General features: G+C 72.6%; 17 protein-coding genes. 10 read left to right on the top strand and 7 right to left on the bottom strand.

Features of this window, described 5'->3' with window-relative positions:
• Positions 1 to 170 precede the first annotated feature (170 nt).
• The gene (locus tag BUB75_RS03265) at positions 171 to 473 is read right to left on the bottom strand and encodes a DUF4193 domain-containing protein (RefSeq protein ID WP_035856868.1); all 303 of its coding nucleotides are present in this window, start codon (positions 471 to 473) and stop codon (positions 171 to 173) included.
• 562 nt (positions 474 to 1,035) lie between these two features.
• Here BUB75_RS03265 and rsgA point away from each other — a divergent pair.
• Positions 1,036 to 1,794: a GTPase RsgA gene (gene rsgA / locus BUB75_RS03260; RefSeq protein ID WP_073251224.1), complete on the top strand. Its 759-nt coding sequence runs from the start codon at positions 1,036 to 1,038 to the stop codon at positions 1,792 to 1,794.
• Positions 1,795 to 1,879: 85 nt separating this feature from the next.
• Positions 1,880 to 2,377, top strand: coding sequence for a LytR C-terminal domain-containing protein (locus BUB75_RS03255; protein WP_178379753.1), 498 nt, complete (start codon positions 1,880 to 1,882; stop codon positions 2,375 to 2,377).
• Between the two features lie 70 nt (positions 2,378 to 2,447).
• Here the strand turns inward: BUB75_RS03255 and BUB75_RS03250 are convergent, their stop codons facing one another.
• Entirely contained in the window at positions 2,448 to 3,260 is an 813-nt protein-coding gene (locus tag BUB75_RS03250; RefSeq protein WP_073251220.1) for an inositol monophosphatase family protein, read from the bottom strand.
• A 329-nt stretch (positions 3,261 to 3,589) separates the two neighbouring features.
• On the opposite strand from BUB75_RS03250, the gene BUB75_RS03245 reads away from it, so the two are divergent.
• Together BUB75_RS03245 and BUB75_RS03240 are read left to right on the top strand one after the other, a co-directional pair.
• Positions 3,590 to 5,092, top strand: a complete 1,503-nt coding sequence (locus BUB75_RS03245; protein ID WP_084740314.1) for an RNA polymerase sigma factor — start codon at positions 3,590 to 3,592, stop codon at positions 5,090 to 5,092.
• A 529-nt stretch (positions 5,093 to 5,621) separates the two neighbouring features.
• Positions 5,622 to 5,816 (top strand): DUF7455 domain-containing protein, encoded by a 195-nt coding sequence (locus tag BUB75_RS03240; protein WP_073251216.1) that lies wholly within the window; start codon positions 5,622 to 5,624, stop codon positions 5,814 to 5,816.
• Positions 5,817 to 5,903: 87 nt separating this feature from the next.
• Here BUB75_RS03240 and BUB75_RS03235 read toward each other — a convergent pair whose 3' ends face one another.
• Positions 5,904 to 7,652, bottom strand: coding sequence for a DEAD/DEAH box helicase (locus BUB75_RS03235; RefSeq protein WP_245806211.1), 1,749 nt, complete (start codon positions 7,650 to 7,652; stop codon positions 5,904 to 5,906).
• A 364-nt stretch (positions 7,653 to 8,016) separates the two neighbouring features.
• On the opposite strand from BUB75_RS03235, the gene BUB75_RS03230 reads away from it, so the two are divergent.
• Positions 8,017 to 9,099 carry a YihY/virulence factor BrkB family protein gene (locus tag BUB75_RS03230; RefSeq protein ID WP_073251212.1) on the top strand — a complete coding sequence of 361 codons (1,083 nt, stop codon included), beginning with the start codon at positions 8,017 to 8,019 and terminating at the stop codon, positions 9,097 to 9,099.
• Here the strand turns inward: BUB75_RS03230 and BUB75_RS03225 are convergent.
• Positions 9,072 to 9,305: a DUF3039 domain-containing protein gene (locus BUB75_RS03225; RefSeq protein WP_073251210.1), complete on the bottom strand. Its 234-nt coding sequence runs from the start codon at positions 9,303 to 9,305 to the stop codon at positions 9,072 to 9,074. The two genes, BUB75_RS03230 and BUB75_RS03225, sit on opposite strands and share 28 nt — an antisense overlap.
• Positions 9,306 to 9,430: 125 nt before the next feature.
• Between BUB75_RS03225 and BUB75_RS03220 the strand changes: the two genes are divergently transcribed.
• Together BUB75_RS03220 and BUB75_RS03215 are read left to right on the top strand one after the other, a co-directional pair.
• Positions 9,431 to 10,405 carry a pseudouridine-5'-phosphate glycosidase gene (locus BUB75_RS03220; RefSeq protein ID WP_425430861.1) on the top strand — a complete coding sequence of 325 codons (975 nt, stop codon included), beginning with the start codon at positions 9,431 to 9,433 and terminating at the stop codon, positions 10,403 to 10,405.
• Positions 10,406 to 10,433: 28 nt separating this feature from the next.
• Positions 10,434 to 11,342, top strand: a complete 909-nt coding sequence (locus tag BUB75_RS03215) for a carbohydrate kinase family protein (RefSeq protein ID WP_073251208.1) — start codon at positions 10,434 to 10,436, stop codon at positions 11,340 to 11,342.
• An 11-nt stretch (positions 11,343 to 11,353) separates the two neighbouring features.
• Here the strand turns inward: BUB75_RS03215 and BUB75_RS46050 are convergent, their stop codons facing one another.
• The 3 genes from BUB75_RS46050 to BUB75_RS03200 form a co-directional block, all read right to left on the bottom strand.
• Positions 11,354 to 11,761, bottom strand: a complete 408-nt coding sequence (locus tag BUB75_RS46050; RefSeq protein ID WP_178379752.1) for a DUF3099 domain-containing protein — start codon at positions 11,759 to 11,761, stop codon at positions 11,354 to 11,356.
• A gap of 119 nt (positions 11,762 to 11,880) precedes the next feature.
• Positions 11,881 to 12,645, bottom strand: a complete 765-nt coding sequence (locus BUB75_RS03205; RefSeq protein ID WP_073251204.1) for a GNAT family N-acetyltransferase — start codon at positions 12,643 to 12,645, stop codon at positions 11,881 to 11,883.
• Positions 12,642 to 13,223 carry an HhH-GPD-type base excision DNA repair protein gene (locus tag BUB75_RS03200; RefSeq protein ID WP_073251202.1) on the bottom strand — a complete coding sequence of 194 codons (582 nt, stop codon included), beginning with the start codon at positions 13,221 to 13,223 and terminating at the stop codon, positions 12,642 to 12,644. Before BUB75_RS03200 ends, BUB75_RS03205 begins: the two co-directional genes overlap by 4 nt.
• 77 nt (positions 13,224 to 13,300) lie before the next feature.
• Between BUB75_RS03200 and BUB75_RS03195 the strand changes: the two genes are divergently transcribed.
• From BUB75_RS03195 to BUB75_RS03185, 3 genes are all read left to right on the top strand, one after another.
• A complete protein-coding gene (locus BUB75_RS03195; protein ID WP_073251200.1) occupies positions 13,301 to 14,896 on the top strand; it encodes a DUF7782 domain-containing protein in 1,596 nt (531 codons plus the stop codon).
• Entirely contained in the window at positions 14,893 to 15,315 is a 423-nt protein-coding gene (gene dtd / locus BUB75_RS03190) for a D-aminoacyl-tRNA deacylase (RefSeq protein WP_073251198.1), read from the top strand. Before BUB75_RS03195 ends, dtd begins: the two co-directional genes overlap by 4 nt.
• A 142-nt stretch (positions 15,316 to 15,457) precedes the next feature.
• The gene (locus tag BUB75_RS03185; protein ID WP_073251196.1) at positions 15,458 to 17,494 is read left to right on the top strand and encodes an RNA polymerase sigma factor; all 2,037 of its coding nucleotides are present in this window, start codon (positions 15,458 to 15,460) and stop codon (positions 17,492 to 17,494) included.
• Positions 17,495 to 17,506 lie beyond the last annotated feature (12 nt).

Genomic DNA, 17,506 nt, shown 5'->3' with positions numbered 1-17,506 from the left:
GCACCGCCCACGGGCGGCAGCGCGGTCGATAACGAACCGCTTCTGCACTACCCCGAACGGCCGGGGTACTACCCCCCGGAGCCCCGACCGTTGTGTTCCTTCCGGACGCTCCTGCTGCGGCTGTGGCGAACCACGGAGCGTCCCCGTGACACGTGCGGCTGACCGGGGGGTCAGGCCGCACATTCGGTGCAGACGTACTGGCCGTTCTTCTCTTCGGCCAGCTGGCTGCGGTGGTGCACGAGGAAGCACTGCGAACAGCGGAACTCATCGTTCTGCATCGGCAGCACCTTGACCGTGAGCTCCTCGCCGGACAGGTCAGCGCCCGGCAGTTCGAAACCCTCGGCAACCTCAGCCTCGTCGACGTCCACACTGCCGGACTGTGAATCGGTCCGGCGTGCCTTCAGCTCCTCGAGGCTGTCCTCGCCGATTTCCGATTCCTCGGTTCGACGTGGTGCGTCGTAGTCGGTGGCCATCGTGGTGGTCCTCTTCTTTCGTTGGATGACAGCCTGGGTCACGCCGTGAACGGCCAGGTTTCCCGGCCAGGAAGGAAACCCGTTCGACCCGGCGAGCGCGGAACCTTACCGTTTCCAGCGCCCCTAATACGCACAGCCCACCGGATGTGTTCCCGATGTGATCGAGGTGACACCGATGCCCGTCTTCCCTGCACCGGAGCAGCCGGACCAGGGGCGGGCCACCGCGCTTCCCGCGGACCCGTCCCCAGCGCCGACGACCACCGGTCCAGTGCCCCCCATCAGCGGACGGCGCAGCCGGGCCCGGCTACGCCGCCTCGGATGGTCGGACGAATGGGACGCACGGTACCGGATGGCGACGGCAACCGGCAGATGCCCCACGACGCCGGATATCCGGGTCGCGGATGGCGACCTTACCCAATGCGCGGACCGGATCGGGGACCCCGAACCTCGTCGTTCACCAGGCGGGACGCGGCGACCGCTGTCCGCGGCGGACCGGCGGGCACGGTGGCCCCCATCCGGGGGGCGCCGGGCGCCCCTCCGCGGACCGCTCGTCCCGGCCCGCGTGACCGACGTCGACGGGACGCACTGCGGCTGCCTGGCCGCGACCGGGCCGGTGCGCGCCGTGGCCGGGCCCGAGCTGATGCCGGTGGCCGGCGACTGGGCCGTGCTCTCCGGCGACGAAATCGTCACGATCCTCCCCAGGACGTCCACGGTGCGGCACAGCCGCGGTGCGGACGACGTCCGGGGCGAGGTGCTGGCCGCCAACGTCGACCTGGTGCTGGTGATGCAGGCGTTCTCCGCCGACCTGACGCCGGACCGCACCGAACGGCTGCTCGCGCTCGCCGCCGCCAGCGCGGCGACCCCGGTCCTCGTGCTCAGCCAGGTCGATCTCGCGCCGAGCGGCGCCGCGCTCCGATCCGTGCTGGCTGACCTCGCGATACTCGCCGAGAGCTGTCCGGGCACCCGCGTCGTGGGGATCAGCACGATCCCCGACCATCCCGGCGCGGCCGGGCTGCACCGCCTGCGGGCGCTGCTACCGAGTTCGCCCGCCTGCGCGGCCGCGGTCGTCGGCCCGGCCGGCTGTGGCAAGAGCACGACGGTGGACGCATTGTCCGGCGGCGCTCCGCGGGCAGGAACCGGGTCGGCGCTGGTGCCGCTGCCCGGCGGCGGTGTGCTCGTGGACACCCCCGGATGTGCGGCGAACGAGCCGGACTGGCTGGCCGAGCGCTATCTCAGCCGGTTGCGCGCGGCGCAGCGGGAGCGGTGGCGAGCCGGTCCGCAACCGCGTCGCCGGCTCCGCCCGCTGGCCGGCGGAGCCTGATGAACGCAAGGGGGTTGCCGGGTTATCACCTGTGATGACCCGGGACGCTACAGTCTGGGCCCATGACGACCGGGGTGGTGGGGCGGTGAGCCTGGCGCGGGTCAGGGCGCTGACGGTAATCGGGGTATTGGCGCTGGTCGCCGTCATCACCGTGGTGTGGGCGATCGTCACCGACGACCAGACCGGGAAGTCGGCTCGAGGGTGCGACACCGTGCAGGCGAGCATCCCGGCGCCGAGCGCGGTGAAGGTGCGCGTCTACAACGGCACCGACGAGCAGGGGCTCGCCGACAAGGTGGGGCAGGCGCTGAAGAAGCGCGGGTTCAACGTCCTCACGGTCGGCAACGACCCGCAGGGCGAACCGGTCTCGCAGACCGCGCAGATCCGCTACGGACCGACCGGCGCCGGTGCGGCGCAGCTGCTGCAGGCGTCCGTGCGGGGCAGCGTGATCGTCGACGACGCCCGCGAGGACGCCAGCATCGACGTCGTCCTCGGGATCGAGTTCAAGGACCTCACCCCCGAGGAAGACGTCCCCGCCGAGCTCGAAAACCTGGACCCCGTTCAACCCACCGACGCGGCCTGCTGAGAACGACGCTGGCAGGCGAGCGCGCCTCCAGGTCAGAACGCTCGCGCCTGGCGGCGCTCGACAAGCACGGTCACGGCTGCGCGCCGGCCGCGATCAGCGCGTCGTGTAGGGCCGGGTGGAGGGCGGGGGGTGCGGCGAGGGTCATCTCGTCGCCGGCCGGCTGGCCGTGCAGGCCGGTGAAGAGCAGGCCCGCCTCCTCGGCGATCAGCCCGCCGGCCGCGCGGTCCCACGGGCTCAGCCCACGCTCGAAGAACGCGTCCAGCCGTCCCTCGGCCGCCGCGCACAGGTCGAGTGCGGCCGACCCGATCCGCCGGATGTCCCGGATCTCGGGCAGCAGCCGGAGCAGCACCTCGGCCTGCTCTCGCCGTCGCTGCGCCGCGTAGCCGAACCCGGTGCCCACCAGCGCACTCCCCAGCGCGGTCACGGCCGAGCCGTTCAACCGCACACCGTCCCGCCACGCACCACCGCCCCGGGTCGCGGTCCACTCCTCCCCGGTGACGACGTTCCGGACCACGCCCGCGACGACCACACCGTCGACCTCCGCGGCCAGCGACACCGCGTACGCCGGGATGCCGTAGACGAAGTTGACCGTGCCGTCGATCGGGTCCAGCAGCCACCGCACGGCGTCCGGGGCGGCCTCGGCACCGACCGGCCGGAACCCGCCCTCCTCGCCGAGCACCAGGTCGCCGGGGCGCGCGGCGGCCAACCCCTCCACCACCAGTTGCTCGGACGCCCGGTCGGCCGCGGTGACCGGGTCCGTCGGCGTCGACTTGGTCTCCACCGAGGCGACCGCGGCCGCCCGCTGTTCGCCGACCAGGACGGCCGCCCGGCGAACCAGATCGACGGCGAGGTCCAGGAGTTCGGTGGGCTCCACTGCTGCCATTTCGGTGGTGCTCCTTGCGTCTGAATCGAGTCGCTGAATCGTTCCGCGCTGGTCAAGCGAACGTTTGCCCGTGGCGGTCGTGGCCAGAACCCGGGAACGCGACGTACAGTCCAGCACGGCGTCGAGCCCGCCGGGCCGGGTGGCCCCCACCAACCAGACACAACGGATGGATCGATGGTGGGAACCGTCTCCCCCGACCCGGCGGTACAATTCGTTGCCAGCCACCGGGCAGAGAAGTCCCGGAGGATCGCTCCTGGTAGATCAGCCCCCCGGTCAGCCCCTGACCGGTGAGGTGTGCCCCGCCGCACCGACACGTGGAAGGTCACTTCGTGACAGACGCCGACCGCACCCCTCCGCGGGCCGACATCGTCCGTTCCCTCGTCGACACGCTGACAGCGCGGGCGGGTGATACCGCCTCCCTCACCTCCGACGAGGTGGCGCGGGTTCTTGGTGGTGCGGGGGTGTCGCCAGCCCAAGGCAAGAAGATCCTGCAGGGCCTGTCGATCGCCGGCGTCACCGTCGTCGTCAACGGCTCCGCCGATCCGCGTCCGACTCGTCGACGCGTGGCCGCCGCCCGCTCGGCCACCACCCCCGCGTCGAAGGCGACGACGGCGAAGACGACACGGCCTGCTGCCGCCCCCGCCGCCGCACCGGGTGACGCCTCCGCCGCCGCGACGCCCCGCCCGGCGAAGCGCGCCCCCGCCAAGAAGGCCGCGGCCGCTGCCGCCGCTCCGGCCGCCGGTGCCGCCCCCGCTGAAGGCGCGCCGACCGCCGGTCCTCCCGGCGAGGGTGGCCTGGCCGTCGACGAGCCGGTCGTGCTCACCGACGGCGAAGAGGAAGAGTTCGCGTTCGACGAGGAAGAGGAGGAGTCCGAGGCGCTGAAGCAGGCGCGTAAGGACGCCGAGCTCACCGCGTCGGCCGACTCCGTCCGCGCCTACCTGAAGCAGATCGGCAAGGTCGCGCTGCTCAACGCGGAGGAGGAGGTCGACCTCGCCAAGCGCATCGAGGCCGGTCTCTACGCCGCCGAGCGGATGCGCCAGGGCGAGGACCGCGGCGAGAAGATGCAGCACCAGCTGCGCCGCGACCTAAACTGGATCATCCGCGACGGCGAGCGCGCCAAGAACCACCTGCTGGAGGCGAACCTCCGGCTGGTCGTCTCGCTGGCCAAGCGCTACACCGGCCGCGGCATGGCGTTCCTCGACCTGATCCAGGAAGGCAACCTGGGCCTCATCCGGGCGGTCGAGAAGTTCGACTACACCAAGGGCTACAAGTTCTCCACGTACGCCACCTGGTGGATCCGGCAGGCGATCACCCGGGCGATGGCCGACCAGGCCCGGACGATCCGTATCCCGGTGCACATGGTCGAGGTCATCAACAAGCTCGGCCGCATACAGCGTGAGCTGCTCCAGGACCTGGGCCGCGAGCCCACCCCCGAAGAGCTCGCCAAGGAAATGGACATCACCCCGGAGAAGGTGCTGGAGATCCAGCAGTACGCCCGGGAGCCGATCTCGCTCGACCAGACGATCGGCGACGAGGGCGACAGCCAGCTCGGCGACTTCATCGAGGACTCCGAGGCGGTCGTCGCGGTCGACGCGGTCAGCTTCACGCTGCTGCAGGACCAGCTCCAGTCGGTGCTCCAGACGCTGTCGGAGCGGGAGGCGGGTGTGGTCCGGCTCCGCTTCGGCCTCGCCGACGGCCAGCCGCGGACGCTGGACGAGATCGGCCAGGTCTACGGCGTGACCCGGGAGCGGATCCGCCAGATCGAGTCGAAGACGATGTCGAAGCTGCGGCACCCGTCGCGGTCCCAGGTACTCCGCGACTACCTGGACTGAGTTCGGCCGCGAAGGCCCCGCCACCCGTTCGAGGGCGGCGGGGCCTTCGCGCGGCCGGCCCGCCGTCGTGCGTCCGCAGAAATACGTTCAGTGACGACGTCGGGCAGCTGCCGATCGTCCGGAGGAGCAGTTCGGGGCCGGCGAAGCCGGGCAGGCCACACCGCGCGGCGGGGAATCCGACCTCCGAGCGCCCTCGACGGGGCGTCTCGGCGTGTTCCAACTTGGTGACCGCCGGATGTCAGATCGTCGTCCAGGGCGTCGTTTAGTGGCATATATACCCGATGTACCGGAAGCGATTTGCCACGCCCGGATGTCTGTCCGAGATCCGATCTCCGAAGTGCCGTTTCCCGTGGCACTCTGGTTGTGGGACCGCCGGTCATCGTGAACGGCGGTCCCGAGACAACTGGTCACTCGCTGTGTGATGCGGAACATGGCGGTGGATCAGGAACGTCTCAGCACACTGATGTGTTGGACGATGTGTGAGCGGTAAGCACAACGAACAGCACGGTGAGAGCAGAGGAGGAGGCCAATGACCCCGACCCTGACCCCGCCGCCGACCGAGGCGCCGTCAGCTGGCGAGCGTTGCGACCGGTGTGGTGCGGCTGCCAAGGTCCGGGCAGTTCTGCCCGGCGGCGGCGACCTCGTCTTCTGCGGTCACCACGGAAACAAGTACGCCAAGGACCTCGAGAAGGTGGCAGTCCAGATCCTTCGTAGCGAGGACTAAGGCCCGAGCGACAAAAGCCCCCGGCCCATGGGCCGGGGGCTTCGTCGTTGTCTGAACCTGGAGCCCCTCGAGGGCGGCGCTGGCCGCTCACCAGGTCTGAATCGTGGCGATGCGTTCTTCCAACTGTTCGATGGTCGCCTGGGCGCTCGGGGGGCCACCGCAGAGACGGCGCAGTTCGGCGTGGATCTGGCCGTGCGGCCGGTTCGTGCGGTGGTGCTGCGCGGCGACCAACGTGTTCAGCTGCTTCCGCAGCATCTGGCGCCGCGCGAAGCTCGACGTCGGCACCGCCTCCGGCTCCGGGATCGCCGGGCCGCCGGCGGCCTTCCGCTCGGACGCGGCCTTCCGCTGCGCCGCCACCTGATCGGCCTGCCGCTTCGCCAGCAGCGCCGCGATCTGGTCGGAGGTGAGCAGCCCGGGCAGCCCCAGGTACTCCTCCTCCTCGGCGGTGCCGGGTGCCGCTCCGGTGCCGAACGAGGCACCGTCGTAGATCACCTGGTCCAGATGCGCCGACGCCGAGAGCGCGGTGAACTTCGGCTTGTCGTCGGTGTCCTCGTCCTCTTGCTTGTTGGCCGCGGCGACCAGGTCGTCGTCGAGTAGCTTCTCCCGGTGCGGCCGGTCGAGCACGTGGTCGCGCTCGACCTCCATCTCACCGGCGAGCCCCAGCAGCACCGGGACGCTCGGCAGGAACACCGTCGCGGTCTCCCCCGGGCGCCGGGCCCGGACGAACCGCCCGATCGCCTGCGCGAAGTACAGCGGCGTGCTGGCGCTGGTCGCGTAGACCCCGACCGCCAGCCGCGGGATGTCGACACCTTCGGACACCATCCGGACCGCGACCATCCACCGGTCCTCCGACGCCCCGAACGCGGCGATCTTGGCGCTCGCCGCGCCGTCGTCGGAGAGCACCACGACCGGCGCCTTCCCGGTGACCCGCCGCAACAGCTCGGCGTAGGCCTTCGCGGCCTGGTGATCGGTGGCGATGACCAGGCCGCCGGCGTCGGCCATGCCGTGCTGCCGGACGACCGTGAGCCGGGCGTCGGCGGCGCGCAGGACCTGCGGCATCCAGTCGCCCTTGGGGTCGAGCGCGGTCCGCCAGGCCTGGGCGGTCTGTTCGGCGGTGAGCGGCTCGCCCAGGCGCGCGGTGAGCTCCTCACCGGCGCTGGTGCGCCACTTCGCCTCGCCGGAGTACGCCAGGAACAGCACCGGCCGGACGACCTGGTCGCGCAGGGCGTCCGCGTAGCCGTAGTTGGAATCCGACCGGGACCGGGTCAGCCCGTTGCGGTCGCGCTCGTACTGCACGAACGGGATCGGGTTCGCGTCCGACCGGAACGGCGTACCGGTCAGCGCGAGCCGCCGGGTGGCCGGCTCGAACGCCATCCGGACGCCGTCGCCCCACGTCCGCGAGTCACCGGCGTGGTGGATCTCGTCGAGGATCACCAGCGTCGGCCGTGCGGTGCACCGGCGGTGGTGGATCTGCGGGTAGAGACCGACCTGGGCGTACGTCACGACGATGCCGTGGAAGTCCGAGGACGTGAGCCCGGCGGAGGAGAACGTCGGGTCGAGCTGGATGCCGACCCGGGCTGCCGCCTGCGCCCACTGCGTCTTCAGGTGCTCGGTCGGCGCGACGACCGTGACCTGACTGACCGTGCGGTCGGCGAGCAGCTCCGCGGCGATCCGGAGTGCGAACGTCGTCTTTCCGGCTCCCGGGGTCGCGACCGCGAGGAAGTCCTGCGGCGACCGGCGGAGGTACTCGACGAGGGCTTTCCGCTGCCAGACGCGGAGCGGCGGCGCGGCTCCGCCGACCGTGCCGACAGCCGCGTTCACTGGGTTCGCGGTCAAACCACACCCTCCATACCGAGCCGAACACCAGTGCGCCCCCGGGCGGCTTTCGCGGCGCGAGGGCTTCACCGAGCCTACCCGGCGCCGGTGCGCGATGATGGATACCGGCGGCATCGCGACCGCGGCGAACACTGTCCGCTTCGGCGCTGTGCGGCCCTCCCGGGCCGACGTGCTGCAACAGCGGGTCCGGACGCGACGCCGGTGGTCCGACCCCGTAGCGTGAACGGTTGACATGCTCACACTTCCTGCCGGGCGCGTCGCGTGGCTCCGGGCCGCGGCGACCCGGGTTGCGCGGCGCGCGCTAGGTCCGGCCTTCGGCCCGGCGCGCATCGTGTACCGCTCGGCGGCCGCTACTCTCCGCCCCGTGCGGACCACGCTGAGCGGGATCTGGCGGGTCATCCGCTCGATGCTGGCGAAGGCGTGGCAGGACCGGATCCTCGGTCTGTCGGCCGAAGCGGCGTTCTGGCAGCTGCTTTCGGTGCCCCCGCTCTTCCTCGCGATCCTCGGCGTCCTGGGTTACGCCGGACGCTGGACCGGCACCGACCTCGTCAACCGCACCGAGGCCCACGCGCTGCGGCTGACGGACCGGCTGGTGAGCCCGAGCGTGCAGCACGACGTCGTGGCGCCGATCGTCGGCGAGCTGCTGCGGCACGGTCGCGGTGAGGTGGCGACGATCGCGCTCGTGCTGTCGCTGTGGGCCGGTTCGTCGTCCACCGCGACGTTCGTCAACACGGTGTCGATCGCCTACGGGCAGCGCGAGCTGCGGGGTGCGGTGGCCAGCCGGCTGCTCGCGCTCTGGCTCTACATCTTCACGCTGGCCACCGCCGTGGTGGCGGTGCCGCTGGCGATTCTGGGGCCGGACTTCGTCGTGGCCTGGCTGCCGGACGGCTGGCACTCGGCCGCCGAAGCGGTGATCCGGCTGGCGTACTGGCCGGTGACCGCCGGGATCGTGTTCACCGCACTGTCCGCGTTCTACCACTACGCGACGCCGGTGCGGCTGCGATGGCGGCGGGCGCTGCCGGGCGCGGCGCTGGCGCTGCTGCTGTTCATCGGGCTCTCGTGGGTGCTGCGGCTCTACCTCGGCCGTCTGGCCGGCGAGATGCTGCTGTTCTCCACGCTCGCGGCGCCGATCGTCGCGCTGCTGTACTTCTACGTGCTGGCGTTCGCGGTGCTGCTCGGCGCCGAGCTGAACGGGACGCTGGAGCAGTTGCACCCGGCCGGCCGCCGGCCGCGCCATCTGCACCGGATCGCGCGTCTCGGGCGCAAGCTGGCCGCCGCGTTCCGCGGTCGGCGGCCGGCGGAGGATCCTCCGGCTGAGCCGGAGCCAGAGGCGGAGTCCGAACCGGACGAGGCGAAAGCGCCCGTGGAGCGCACGGACCGGACCGACGCGGAGTCGGCCCGGTCAGCGGCGGTCCTGGCTCACTCCCCCTTGGGCAGCGAGTCGTAGATCTCCTTGCAGGCCGGGCAGACCGGCGAGTTCGGCTTCGGCGACTTCGTCACGGGGAAGACTTCGCCACAGAGTGCCTGTACCATCGTGCCCATGACCGCACTTTCGGCGATCTTGTTCTTCTTCACGTAGTGGAAGACCTCGGGGCCGTTGTCGGTCTGGCGCTCTCGGGTCTCCGGCCGCTCCAGCGTCTCAGTGGCTCCCACGATGCTTCCTCTCCCTGCGAATGACGATGCGCATACCAGTCTGCCGCATGACCGCCCGAACGGCCTCGTCGCGGCCGTCGATAGGTCACGCGGAGATATCGATCAAGGCCAGCAGCGAGCGCCGTATCACCAGGAAGTACGGTGTTCGCGTGGAGATCGAACCCCCGCTCGGGCGCTATCGAATCCGGCTCGGCGCCGAGGTGGCGGAGGCGTTGGGCACCGGCACTCCGGTGGTCGCGCTGGAGAGCACGATCCTGTCCCACGGGCTTCCCCGCCCGCGGAACCTCGAGGTGGGTGCGGAGATCGAGCGCACGGTCCGCGCGACCGGTGCGGTACCGGCCACGGTCGGCGTCCTCGGCGGGGAGATCGTCGTCGGCCTCGACGCCGAGCAGCTGCGCCACCTGGCGCTCACCGACGGCGTCGCCAAGGCCAGCGTCCGCGACCTGCCGGTGCTCGCGGCCAAGCGGGGCGACGGAGCGACCACCGTCGCGAGCACCGCGGCGGTGGCCGCGGCGGTCGGCATCCCGGTGTTCGCGACCGGCGGCCTGGGCGGTGTGCACCGCGACGCCGCGACGACGTTCGACGAGTCCGCCGACCTCGGCACGCTGGCCCGGACGCCGATCGCGGTGGTCTGCGCCGGCGTGAAGTCGATCCTCGACGTTCCGGCGACGCTGGAGCGGCTGGAGTCCTCCGGCGTGACCGTGCTGGGCTACCGCACCGACCAGTTCCCGGGCTTCTACCTCTCCGACTCCGGTTACCCGGTCGGGTGGCGGGCCGACGAGGTGAGCGAGATCGCCGAGACGCTCCGGGCCACCCGGGAGCTGAAACTGGGGTCCGGCGCGGTCGTGGTCGCGAACCCGCTGCCGGTATCCGAGCAGCTGGATCCGGCGCTGCACGACCGGGTGCTCGCCGAGGGGCTGGCCGGGCTGGAGCGGGAGGGCGTGACCGGCAAGGACGTGACCCCGTACCTGCTGGCGCACTTCCACGCCGCGACCGAGGGCGAGAGCCTGACCGTCAACACCCGGATCATCCTGCGCAACGCCGAGCTGGCCGGCCGAATCGCGGTGGCGTTCGCCGGAACCCGGACGGCGCTCGCGTGACCCCGGCTCGAACCGGCGGCTGACGGCCGTGACCACCGCGCCGCAGCGCCGAGCGGGCCGGGTCGCCGTCGTCGGTGACCTGGCCACCGACATCGTGATCCGCACCGACGGGCCACCCGCGGTCGGGTCGGATCGGCCGGCGCAGATCCGGTACAGCGGTGGCGGCGCCGCCGCGAACACCGCGGCCTGGCTCGCCACGGCCGGTGTCCCGGTGACGCTGGTCGCGCGCGTCGGTGACGACGCCCCCGGGCGGGACCGGATCGCCGAGCTGGTGGCGGCCGGCGTGGAGTCCGCGGTCGCGATCGACCCGGAGCTGCCGACCGCGTCGATCGCCGTGCTGGTGGACGGCGACGGCGAGCGGACGATGTTCCCCGACCGGGCGGCGGCCGACCGGCTCGACGCGGCGGACGTCGCGGCCGTGGTCGGGCGGGACGACATCCGGCACCTGCACCTGTCCGGTTACGCGCTGCTGGACGCCGGTTCCCGGAAGGCCGGGCTGGCCGCGCTGGACGTCGCCAAGGAACGTCGCCTCACGATCTCGGTGGACGCGGCGTCCGCCGCACCGCTGGAGGCAGCCGGGCCGGAGCGGTTCCTCCGCTGGATCGCACGTGTCGATCTGCTGCTGGCCAACGCCGCCGAGGCGGCGGTGCTCACCGGGCTGTCCGACCCGTCGGTGGCCGCCGCCCGGCTCGCCGAGGCGGTGGACACCGCGGTCGTGAAGGACGGCGCGGGCGGTGCGTGGTGGCGCGGAGCGAGCGGAGCCGCCTGGGTCGCCGCGGAGCCCGCCCGGCGCGTTGTGGACACCACCGGTGCCGGAGACGCGTTCGCCGCCGGACTGCTGGCCGCCTGGCTCACCGGCGCCGGTCCGGCCGGGGCGCTTGCCGCGGGGGCCCGGGCAGGCACGCTCGCCGTCGGCCTCCCCGGTGCCCGGCCCTAACCGGTCGTTGTTCAGTCGTCGGGGTCGATGACCTTGGCGGAGGACGGCGGTAACTCGCGGGCGTCGAGTTCGGGCCGCTCCGGCCGGCGGACGTCGTCCCCCTGTTCGTGGGTGGCCACGGCACGGGCCCCGGCCGACGACCGCCGCAGGCGATTGGTGAAGCGGTTCTCCTCCCGAGGCGGGCGGTCGTTCGCGACCATCACCGCGATCCACGGGAACGCCACCATGCCGACGGTCAGGAACAGCACCCAGGCCAGCGCGTACGGGACTTCCAGGCTGACCAGGATCGCGGCGACGATCAGGCAGACGACCCGCAGCATCATCAGCCCGAAGTACTGCCACTGACGGCGGCGGAGCTGATCGGCGGGACTCCGGTCGGCCCCGGTGATCACCTCGACCCGCGATCGCCGTGTCTGCACGCGCTCCACCCGCTTCGCTCGGGGGCGCCCAGTCTCCCGAGGGCTGGTCACCCTCGGGCCGGGTACCGCATCAACCCATCGTTGCACTGCGCACAGTGCTCCGCCATGCGGGTCGGGGTTCAGGCCGGTGCGGGCTGTCCCGTCGGTGCGCCGCGGTGGGCGACGCCGTTCGCGGCCCGGTTGCCGTTGCTCGTCGGCGCCAGCTCGGTGGGGGGCAGTCCGAGCAGCTGCCGGCATCCCTCCACGCCTTCGCACTCGACCGGCCCGAGGCCGTAACCCTGCCGGTGAAGGGCCCACCGCTCCCGGGTCAGCCGTGACCAGAGCATGTGCGTGACGACCCCGTCGTGCACCTCGTAGGTGTCGCCGCTGGGGCTGTACCCGAGCGATCGGGTGATGCCCAGGGCCGCGTCGTTGCCCTCCGCGGACTCGCTCTCGACCGCGACCGCGCCGAGCCCCTCGAACGCGAGGTGCAGCGCGAGCGCCCGCATCGCCTTGCCGTGCCCGCGACGCCGGTGCTCGGTGCCGAGCCAGGAGGACGTCTCGACGATCCGGCGGCGGGGGAAGTCGTCCGCCTTCAGGTCCTGCTGACCGACCAGGACGCCGTCGACGTAGGCCGCGAGGCAGATCCGCCACCGGTCGGGCGCCAGCTCGGCCCGTGACCGCCAGACCTGCCGCAGCACGGCCTGGGCGGTCACCTCGTGCGGGGTGGTGACGCCGCTGATCGGCAGCGTCGGGTCGTGACCGGCCTCGACCGGGACCAGCGCGGCCAGCGCGGGCAGGTCGTCGTCGGTCGGCGGGCGCAGCTCGATCGCGCCGGCACGCACACGGAGCTGGGCCAACGGCCACAGCGAAGAGTCGAAGCCCGCGGCGTCGCCAGCGCTCATCGTGCACCCTCCTTGGCCTTCGCCTTGGCGGCCTTCTTGAACTCACGGACGGCCTGCAGCGTCTCCGGGCCGGTCACGTCCGCGACCGAGCGGGTCGAGCCGTCCTCGCCGTAGGCACCGGCGGCCTCGCGCCAGCCGTCCGGCCGGACGGCGAACTGCTTGCCGAGCAGCGCGACGAAGATCCGGGCCTTCTGCTCGCCGAAGCCCGGGAGGGCCTTGATCCGCTTCAGGAGGTCGGCGCCGCTGGTCGCGCCCGTCCACAGCCGTGCGGTGTCGCCGTCGTAGGCGTCCAGCACGTAGGAGGCAACCGACTGGACCCGGCCGGCCATCGCCTGCGGGTACCGGTGCAGGGCTGGCGGCGTGGCGAACAGCGCGGCGAACTCGTCCGGGTCGAACGCGGCGATCGCGGCCGGGTCCAACCGCGACACGCCCATCCGCCTGCTGAGCGTGTAGGGCGCCGCGAACGCCCGCTCCATCGGGAACTGCTGATCGAGGAGCATGCCGACGAGCAGCGCGAGCGGGTCGTCAGCCAGGAACGCGTCGGCATCGACGTCCTGACTCAGACGCAGCGTCACCATGCGTTCAGACTGCCACGTCCAGGGCCCTTCGCTCCCCCGGGGGCGAAGAGCGCCCGGTTGGGAGAGAGGATGGGCCGGTGACCGATCCGTTGCTCTCTCCCGACCAGATCGGGGCTCTGCGCGCCGCGCTCCGGGACGCGAACTTCACGCCGCAGGGCGTCGCGGACCGCCTCGGTGAGACCGCGAGCGCCGCGCTCGGCCGCGCCGAGTTCCTCGCTGTGCGGCACGAGCTCCGCAACCGCGGCGGGGACGACCCGCTCGGCACGCTGATCGACCTGTTTCCCACCGGTGGCACGGTCGACGAGAAGGCCGCCGACGCGGCCTTCGGCGCGTTCGGGCTGGCCGGGGCTATCTCTACCGGACTGGTCGAAAAGGTTGGAGACGGCGTGCGCGCAGCGCTCGACCTCTCCCCCTACGGCGACGACGACGGCGACTGGTGGGTGTTGTCCGACCTGGGTTCGGACGTCCGGCCCGGTCCGGTTCGCGGCGATCACGTGCTCGGGGTCGGTGGCGCATCGGTGACGCTGGCGCAGTCGACGGTTCGCCCGACGGTCGGCTCGGCCCTCGATCTCGGCACCGGGTGCGGCGTCCAGGCGCTGCACCTCTCCCGGCACGTCGACGCGGTGACTGTGACGGATCTCTCCGAGCGTGCGATTCGGTTCGCGGTGACCAACGCCGCACTGAACGGATTCACCTGGGAGGCGGTGCGCGGGGACTTCGTGGCGCCGGTCGCCGGGCGGCGGTTCGACCTGGTCGTCAGCAACCCGCCGTTCGTCGTCGGGCCGGCGCGCGCGTCCCGGGAGCGCATGGTCTACCGCGACTCCGGGCGGGTCGGGGACGGGATCTGCTCGGAGCTGGTGGGGGCGCTGCCCGGTCTGCTCGCGCCGGGCGGGTACGGGCAGTTGCTGGCGAACTGGCTGCACATCGAGGGCGAGCCGTGGGAAGAACGGGTCGGTGGCTGGCTCGAGGCGACCGGCCTGGATGCCCACGCGGTGCAGCGGGAAGCGCTGGACCCGGCCGGGTACGTGGCGCTCTGGCTCCGCGACGCCGGGGAGCTGAGCGGTTCGGACGCCGAGCGCCGCACCGCGGAGTGGCTGGACTGGTTCACCGAGAACCGGGTGGACGCGGTGGGCTTCGGCCTGATCAGCGTCCACGCGGCCGGATCGGACCAGCCGGTCGTCCGGGTCGAGGAGGCGATGCAGGAGCACGACACGGTCATCGGACCGGAGGTCGCGGCGTGGTTCTCGCGGGTCGCGTTCGTCCGCGGGGCGGACCTGCTCGCGTCGCGGTTCGTGGCGGCGCCGTCGTTGCGGCTGCGGCAGACCGCGTCCCGGGGCGCCGACGGCTGGGAGGTGGATCAGCAGGTGCTGGCACTGGAGTCGGGGTGGCGCTGGGCGCAGGAAGTGGATCCGGTGACGGTCGCGCTCGTGAGTGGATGTGACGGGAGCGTGACGCTCGGAGATCAGCTGTCGGTGCTGGCCGCGGCGTACGAGGCGGAGCCGGTCGCGCTGGCGACGGTGGCGATCCCGCTCGTCGGGCGATTGGTGGAACGCGGCCTGCTGCTGCCGGCGGACGGGGTCGCGGGCGCGGGCTTTGCGGGCGGAGCCGGGGTCGCCGGCGGAGCCGGGGCCGCCGGCGGAGCCGGGGCCGCGGGCGCGGCGGGGTCGCGGTGAAGGCGGTCGTTCAGACCGTGTCGGAGGCGTCGGTCACGGTCGACGGCGAGGTGGTCGGCGCGATCAAGTCCGGGCTGCTGGTGCTGGTCGGGGTGGCCAGGACGGACACCGCCGCGGAGGCCGCGCTGCTGGCCCGCAAGGTGTACGAGCTGCGGATCCTCGACGGCGAGCGGTCCGCGTCGGACGTCGGGGCTCCGCTGCTGGTCGTCAGCCAGTTCACGCTCTACGCCGACACCCGCAAGGGACGGCGGCCCTCGTGGCTGGCGGCGGCGCCGGCCGAGCAGGCCGAGCCGATGGTGGACGCGGTCGTCGCGGCGCTGCGGGAGCGCGGCGCGACGGTGGAGACCGGGCGCTTCCGGACGCACATGCTCGTCTCGTCGGTGAACGTCGGCCCGCAGACGATCCTGCTCGAGGTCTGAGCCGCGCGTAGGCCGATTGGGGGCATACCTTAAGGGTCGTTAAGACCCGAACGAAGCCCAGTTAAGGCCTGGGTCACCGATTCGGTCACTGGTGGGACCCCTGACTTCTTTTGCGCCGCCGTAACGTTTACCGTGCCGAATCATGGACGACGTGGCGCTTGTTGCAGCGGTCCAGCGCGGAAATGAGGAAGCGCTGGCCGATCTGTTCGAGGAGTGTCACGGCTGGACGTATTCGACCTGCCTCAACGCGCTCCGTGACCCGGACGCGGCGGAGGAGGCGACCGCGCGCGTCTTCGAGGTCGCGGTCCGGACGCGTCTGGCCGGTGCGCGCACGTTACGTGCGGCGATGATCCGACTGATCTACGACGCCTGCATCGAGGTCGAGCACGAAATCCTCCGCAAGCGTTGGCTCCGCCGGAAGGGCGAACAGCCACCGGCCGCGCCGGACCCGAAGGACCTCCGGCTGGTGGCCTGGCGGGCTGCCGGTGACCTGACCGGCCCGGACCGGATCCTGTTCGCGCTCGCAGCCGCCGCCGAGCTGACCACCGAGTCGATCGCGGTGGCCGTGGAGCCCGGCAAGCCCTCGGCGATCGAGAAGCGCCTGGGCGAGATCCGCGAGCACGTCGTCGCGGACGTCATCGCCGCCCGGTCCCTGGACGACTGCCCGGACCTGCGCGACACGCTCCGGTACGCGGCCAAGGAGCCCGACCACGCGGCGCGCAAGAAGGTCCACGCGCACGTGGCGGGCCGGGGCAAGGTGCCACCGTGCCCGAAGTGCTCGACGACCTACGAGCGGTGGCCGTTGGCGGCGCTCGCGGCGCTGCTGCCGTTGACCGCGGTGCCCGCCGGGATGAACGACCGGCTGCTCGACCGGATGGAGCTGGCGCTGCGGGCCGGTCTCGCCGCCGGTACCGATCGGGTGCGGGCGGTGACCGGGTCGCACGCGGTGATCGACGGGGCGACCGCGGAACTCGTCACGCCGCGCCGTCCTCCGTTCAGCACGCCACCGCCCCGGCACACGGCCCGTCCGGCCGGTGGGGGCGGGCAGGCACCGTACGCCGCCGCACCACCGCACTCCGAAGCCCCGGCATCCCGCGGGTCGGCCGCGCGCGACACCTATCGCGAAGCCCCGGCGTCCGCGTCGCGCACGGCCCCGGGTGCCCGGTCGTCGGCGGAGCGCGGGCCGCGAGGTGCATCCGACGCGCGCGAGCCGCGAGGTGCATCCGACGCGCGCGGGCCGCGAGGTGCATCCGACGCGCGCGAGCCGCGAGGTGCATCCGACGCGGCGGATCCGCGTTCCGGAGCCGCCGCGGGCGCAGCGGCCGCCTCCGGCGCGGCCGCCTTCTCCGGGCCGGCGACCGCCACGATGGATCGTCCGGTGGACGACGACCCCACCCAGGTGCTCCCCACCGCGAACGCCACCCCCTCTGACTCGACAGGGCCGTCGAAGCCGTCGACGTCGACCGCGCCGGGAGGTCCCGCGAAGCGGCCGACGCCCGCCGACGCGAAGGGCCCCGTGCGCTACCGCCCGTTCGCCACCACCGCCACGATCGCCGTGACCGTGTTGGTCCTCGGTGCCGTCGGTATCGCCGCACTCGCCACCCACGGCAGGCCCGAGGCCACCGCCGAGAGCCTGGCCACCGACCGGAAACCTCCGGCCGTCCCGGCCGAGTCGCCGGCCGCCGCCGCGGCGACCAGCGTGGCGCCCTCGCCCAGCCCGCGAAGCACCACTCCGGCCGCGGACGACGAGGAGCCGACCGCCCGGACGTCACCCTCCGCCTCCGCCCGGACGTCGATCCGGCCGATCTCCGGCTCAACCACGCCGAAGCCGTCGACGGACCCGTTCCGGACGTTCGGCACGCTGACCGTCATCAGCCCGGCACACGGCGGCTCGGTGGCGCTCTACGACTACGACGCCCGTCTGGCGAGCGTGACGCTCTCGGTCGCCGTTCCCGAAGGCTTCGACGCCGCGCTGCTGAACGCGACGCTGACCTGGTCCGGGACGTACACGCTCCAGCAGGAGACCCAGTACGTCGAGCTGGGCAGCGGCCAGAACCTCCCGGTGGACCTGGCGGCCGCTCAGCGGTGCAACACGGTCTGGACGATCACCGCGACGCTGACGCCGCCGACCGGGAAACCGCAGCACGCCACCACCGAAATCACGCTGACCGCCTGCTGAGCGCCGGCGCCG

Origin of the sequence: Cryptosporangium aurantiacum (genome assembly GCF_900143005.1) — a bacterium.
Lineage (GTDB): Bacteria > Actinomycetota > Actinomycetes > Mycobacteriales > Cryptosporangiaceae > Cryptosporangium > Cryptosporangium aurantiacum.
The sequence above is the reverse complement of the archived record's forward strand: the minus strand, read 5'-3'. Positions and strand labels throughout refer to the sequence as shown.

Coding starts and splice junctions, on each gene's coding strand:
- BUB75_RS03265 (WP_035856868.1), bottom strand. CDS start 473: ATGGCCACCGACTACGACGCACCACGTCGAACCGAGGAATCGGAAATC.
- BUB75_RS03250 (WP_073251220.1), bottom strand. CDS start 3,260: ATGGCAGCAGTGGAGCCCACCGAACTCCTGGACCTCGCCGTCGATCTG.
- BUB75_RS03240 (WP_073251216.1), top strand. CDS start 5,622: ATGACCCCGACCCTGACCCCGCCGCCGACCGAGGCGCCGTCAGCTGGC.
- BUB75_RS03205 (WP_073251204.1), bottom strand. CDS start 12,645: ATGAGCGCTGGCGACGCCGCGGGCTTCGACTCTTCGCTGTGGCCGTTG.
- BUB75_RS03200 (WP_073251202.1), bottom strand. CDS start 13,223: ATGGTGACGCTGCGTCTGAGTCAGGACGTCGATGCCGACGCGTTCCTG.
- BUB75_RS03185 (WP_073251196.1), top strand. CDS start 15,458: ATGGACGACGTGGCGCTTGTTGCAGCGGTCCAGCGCGGAAATGAGGAA.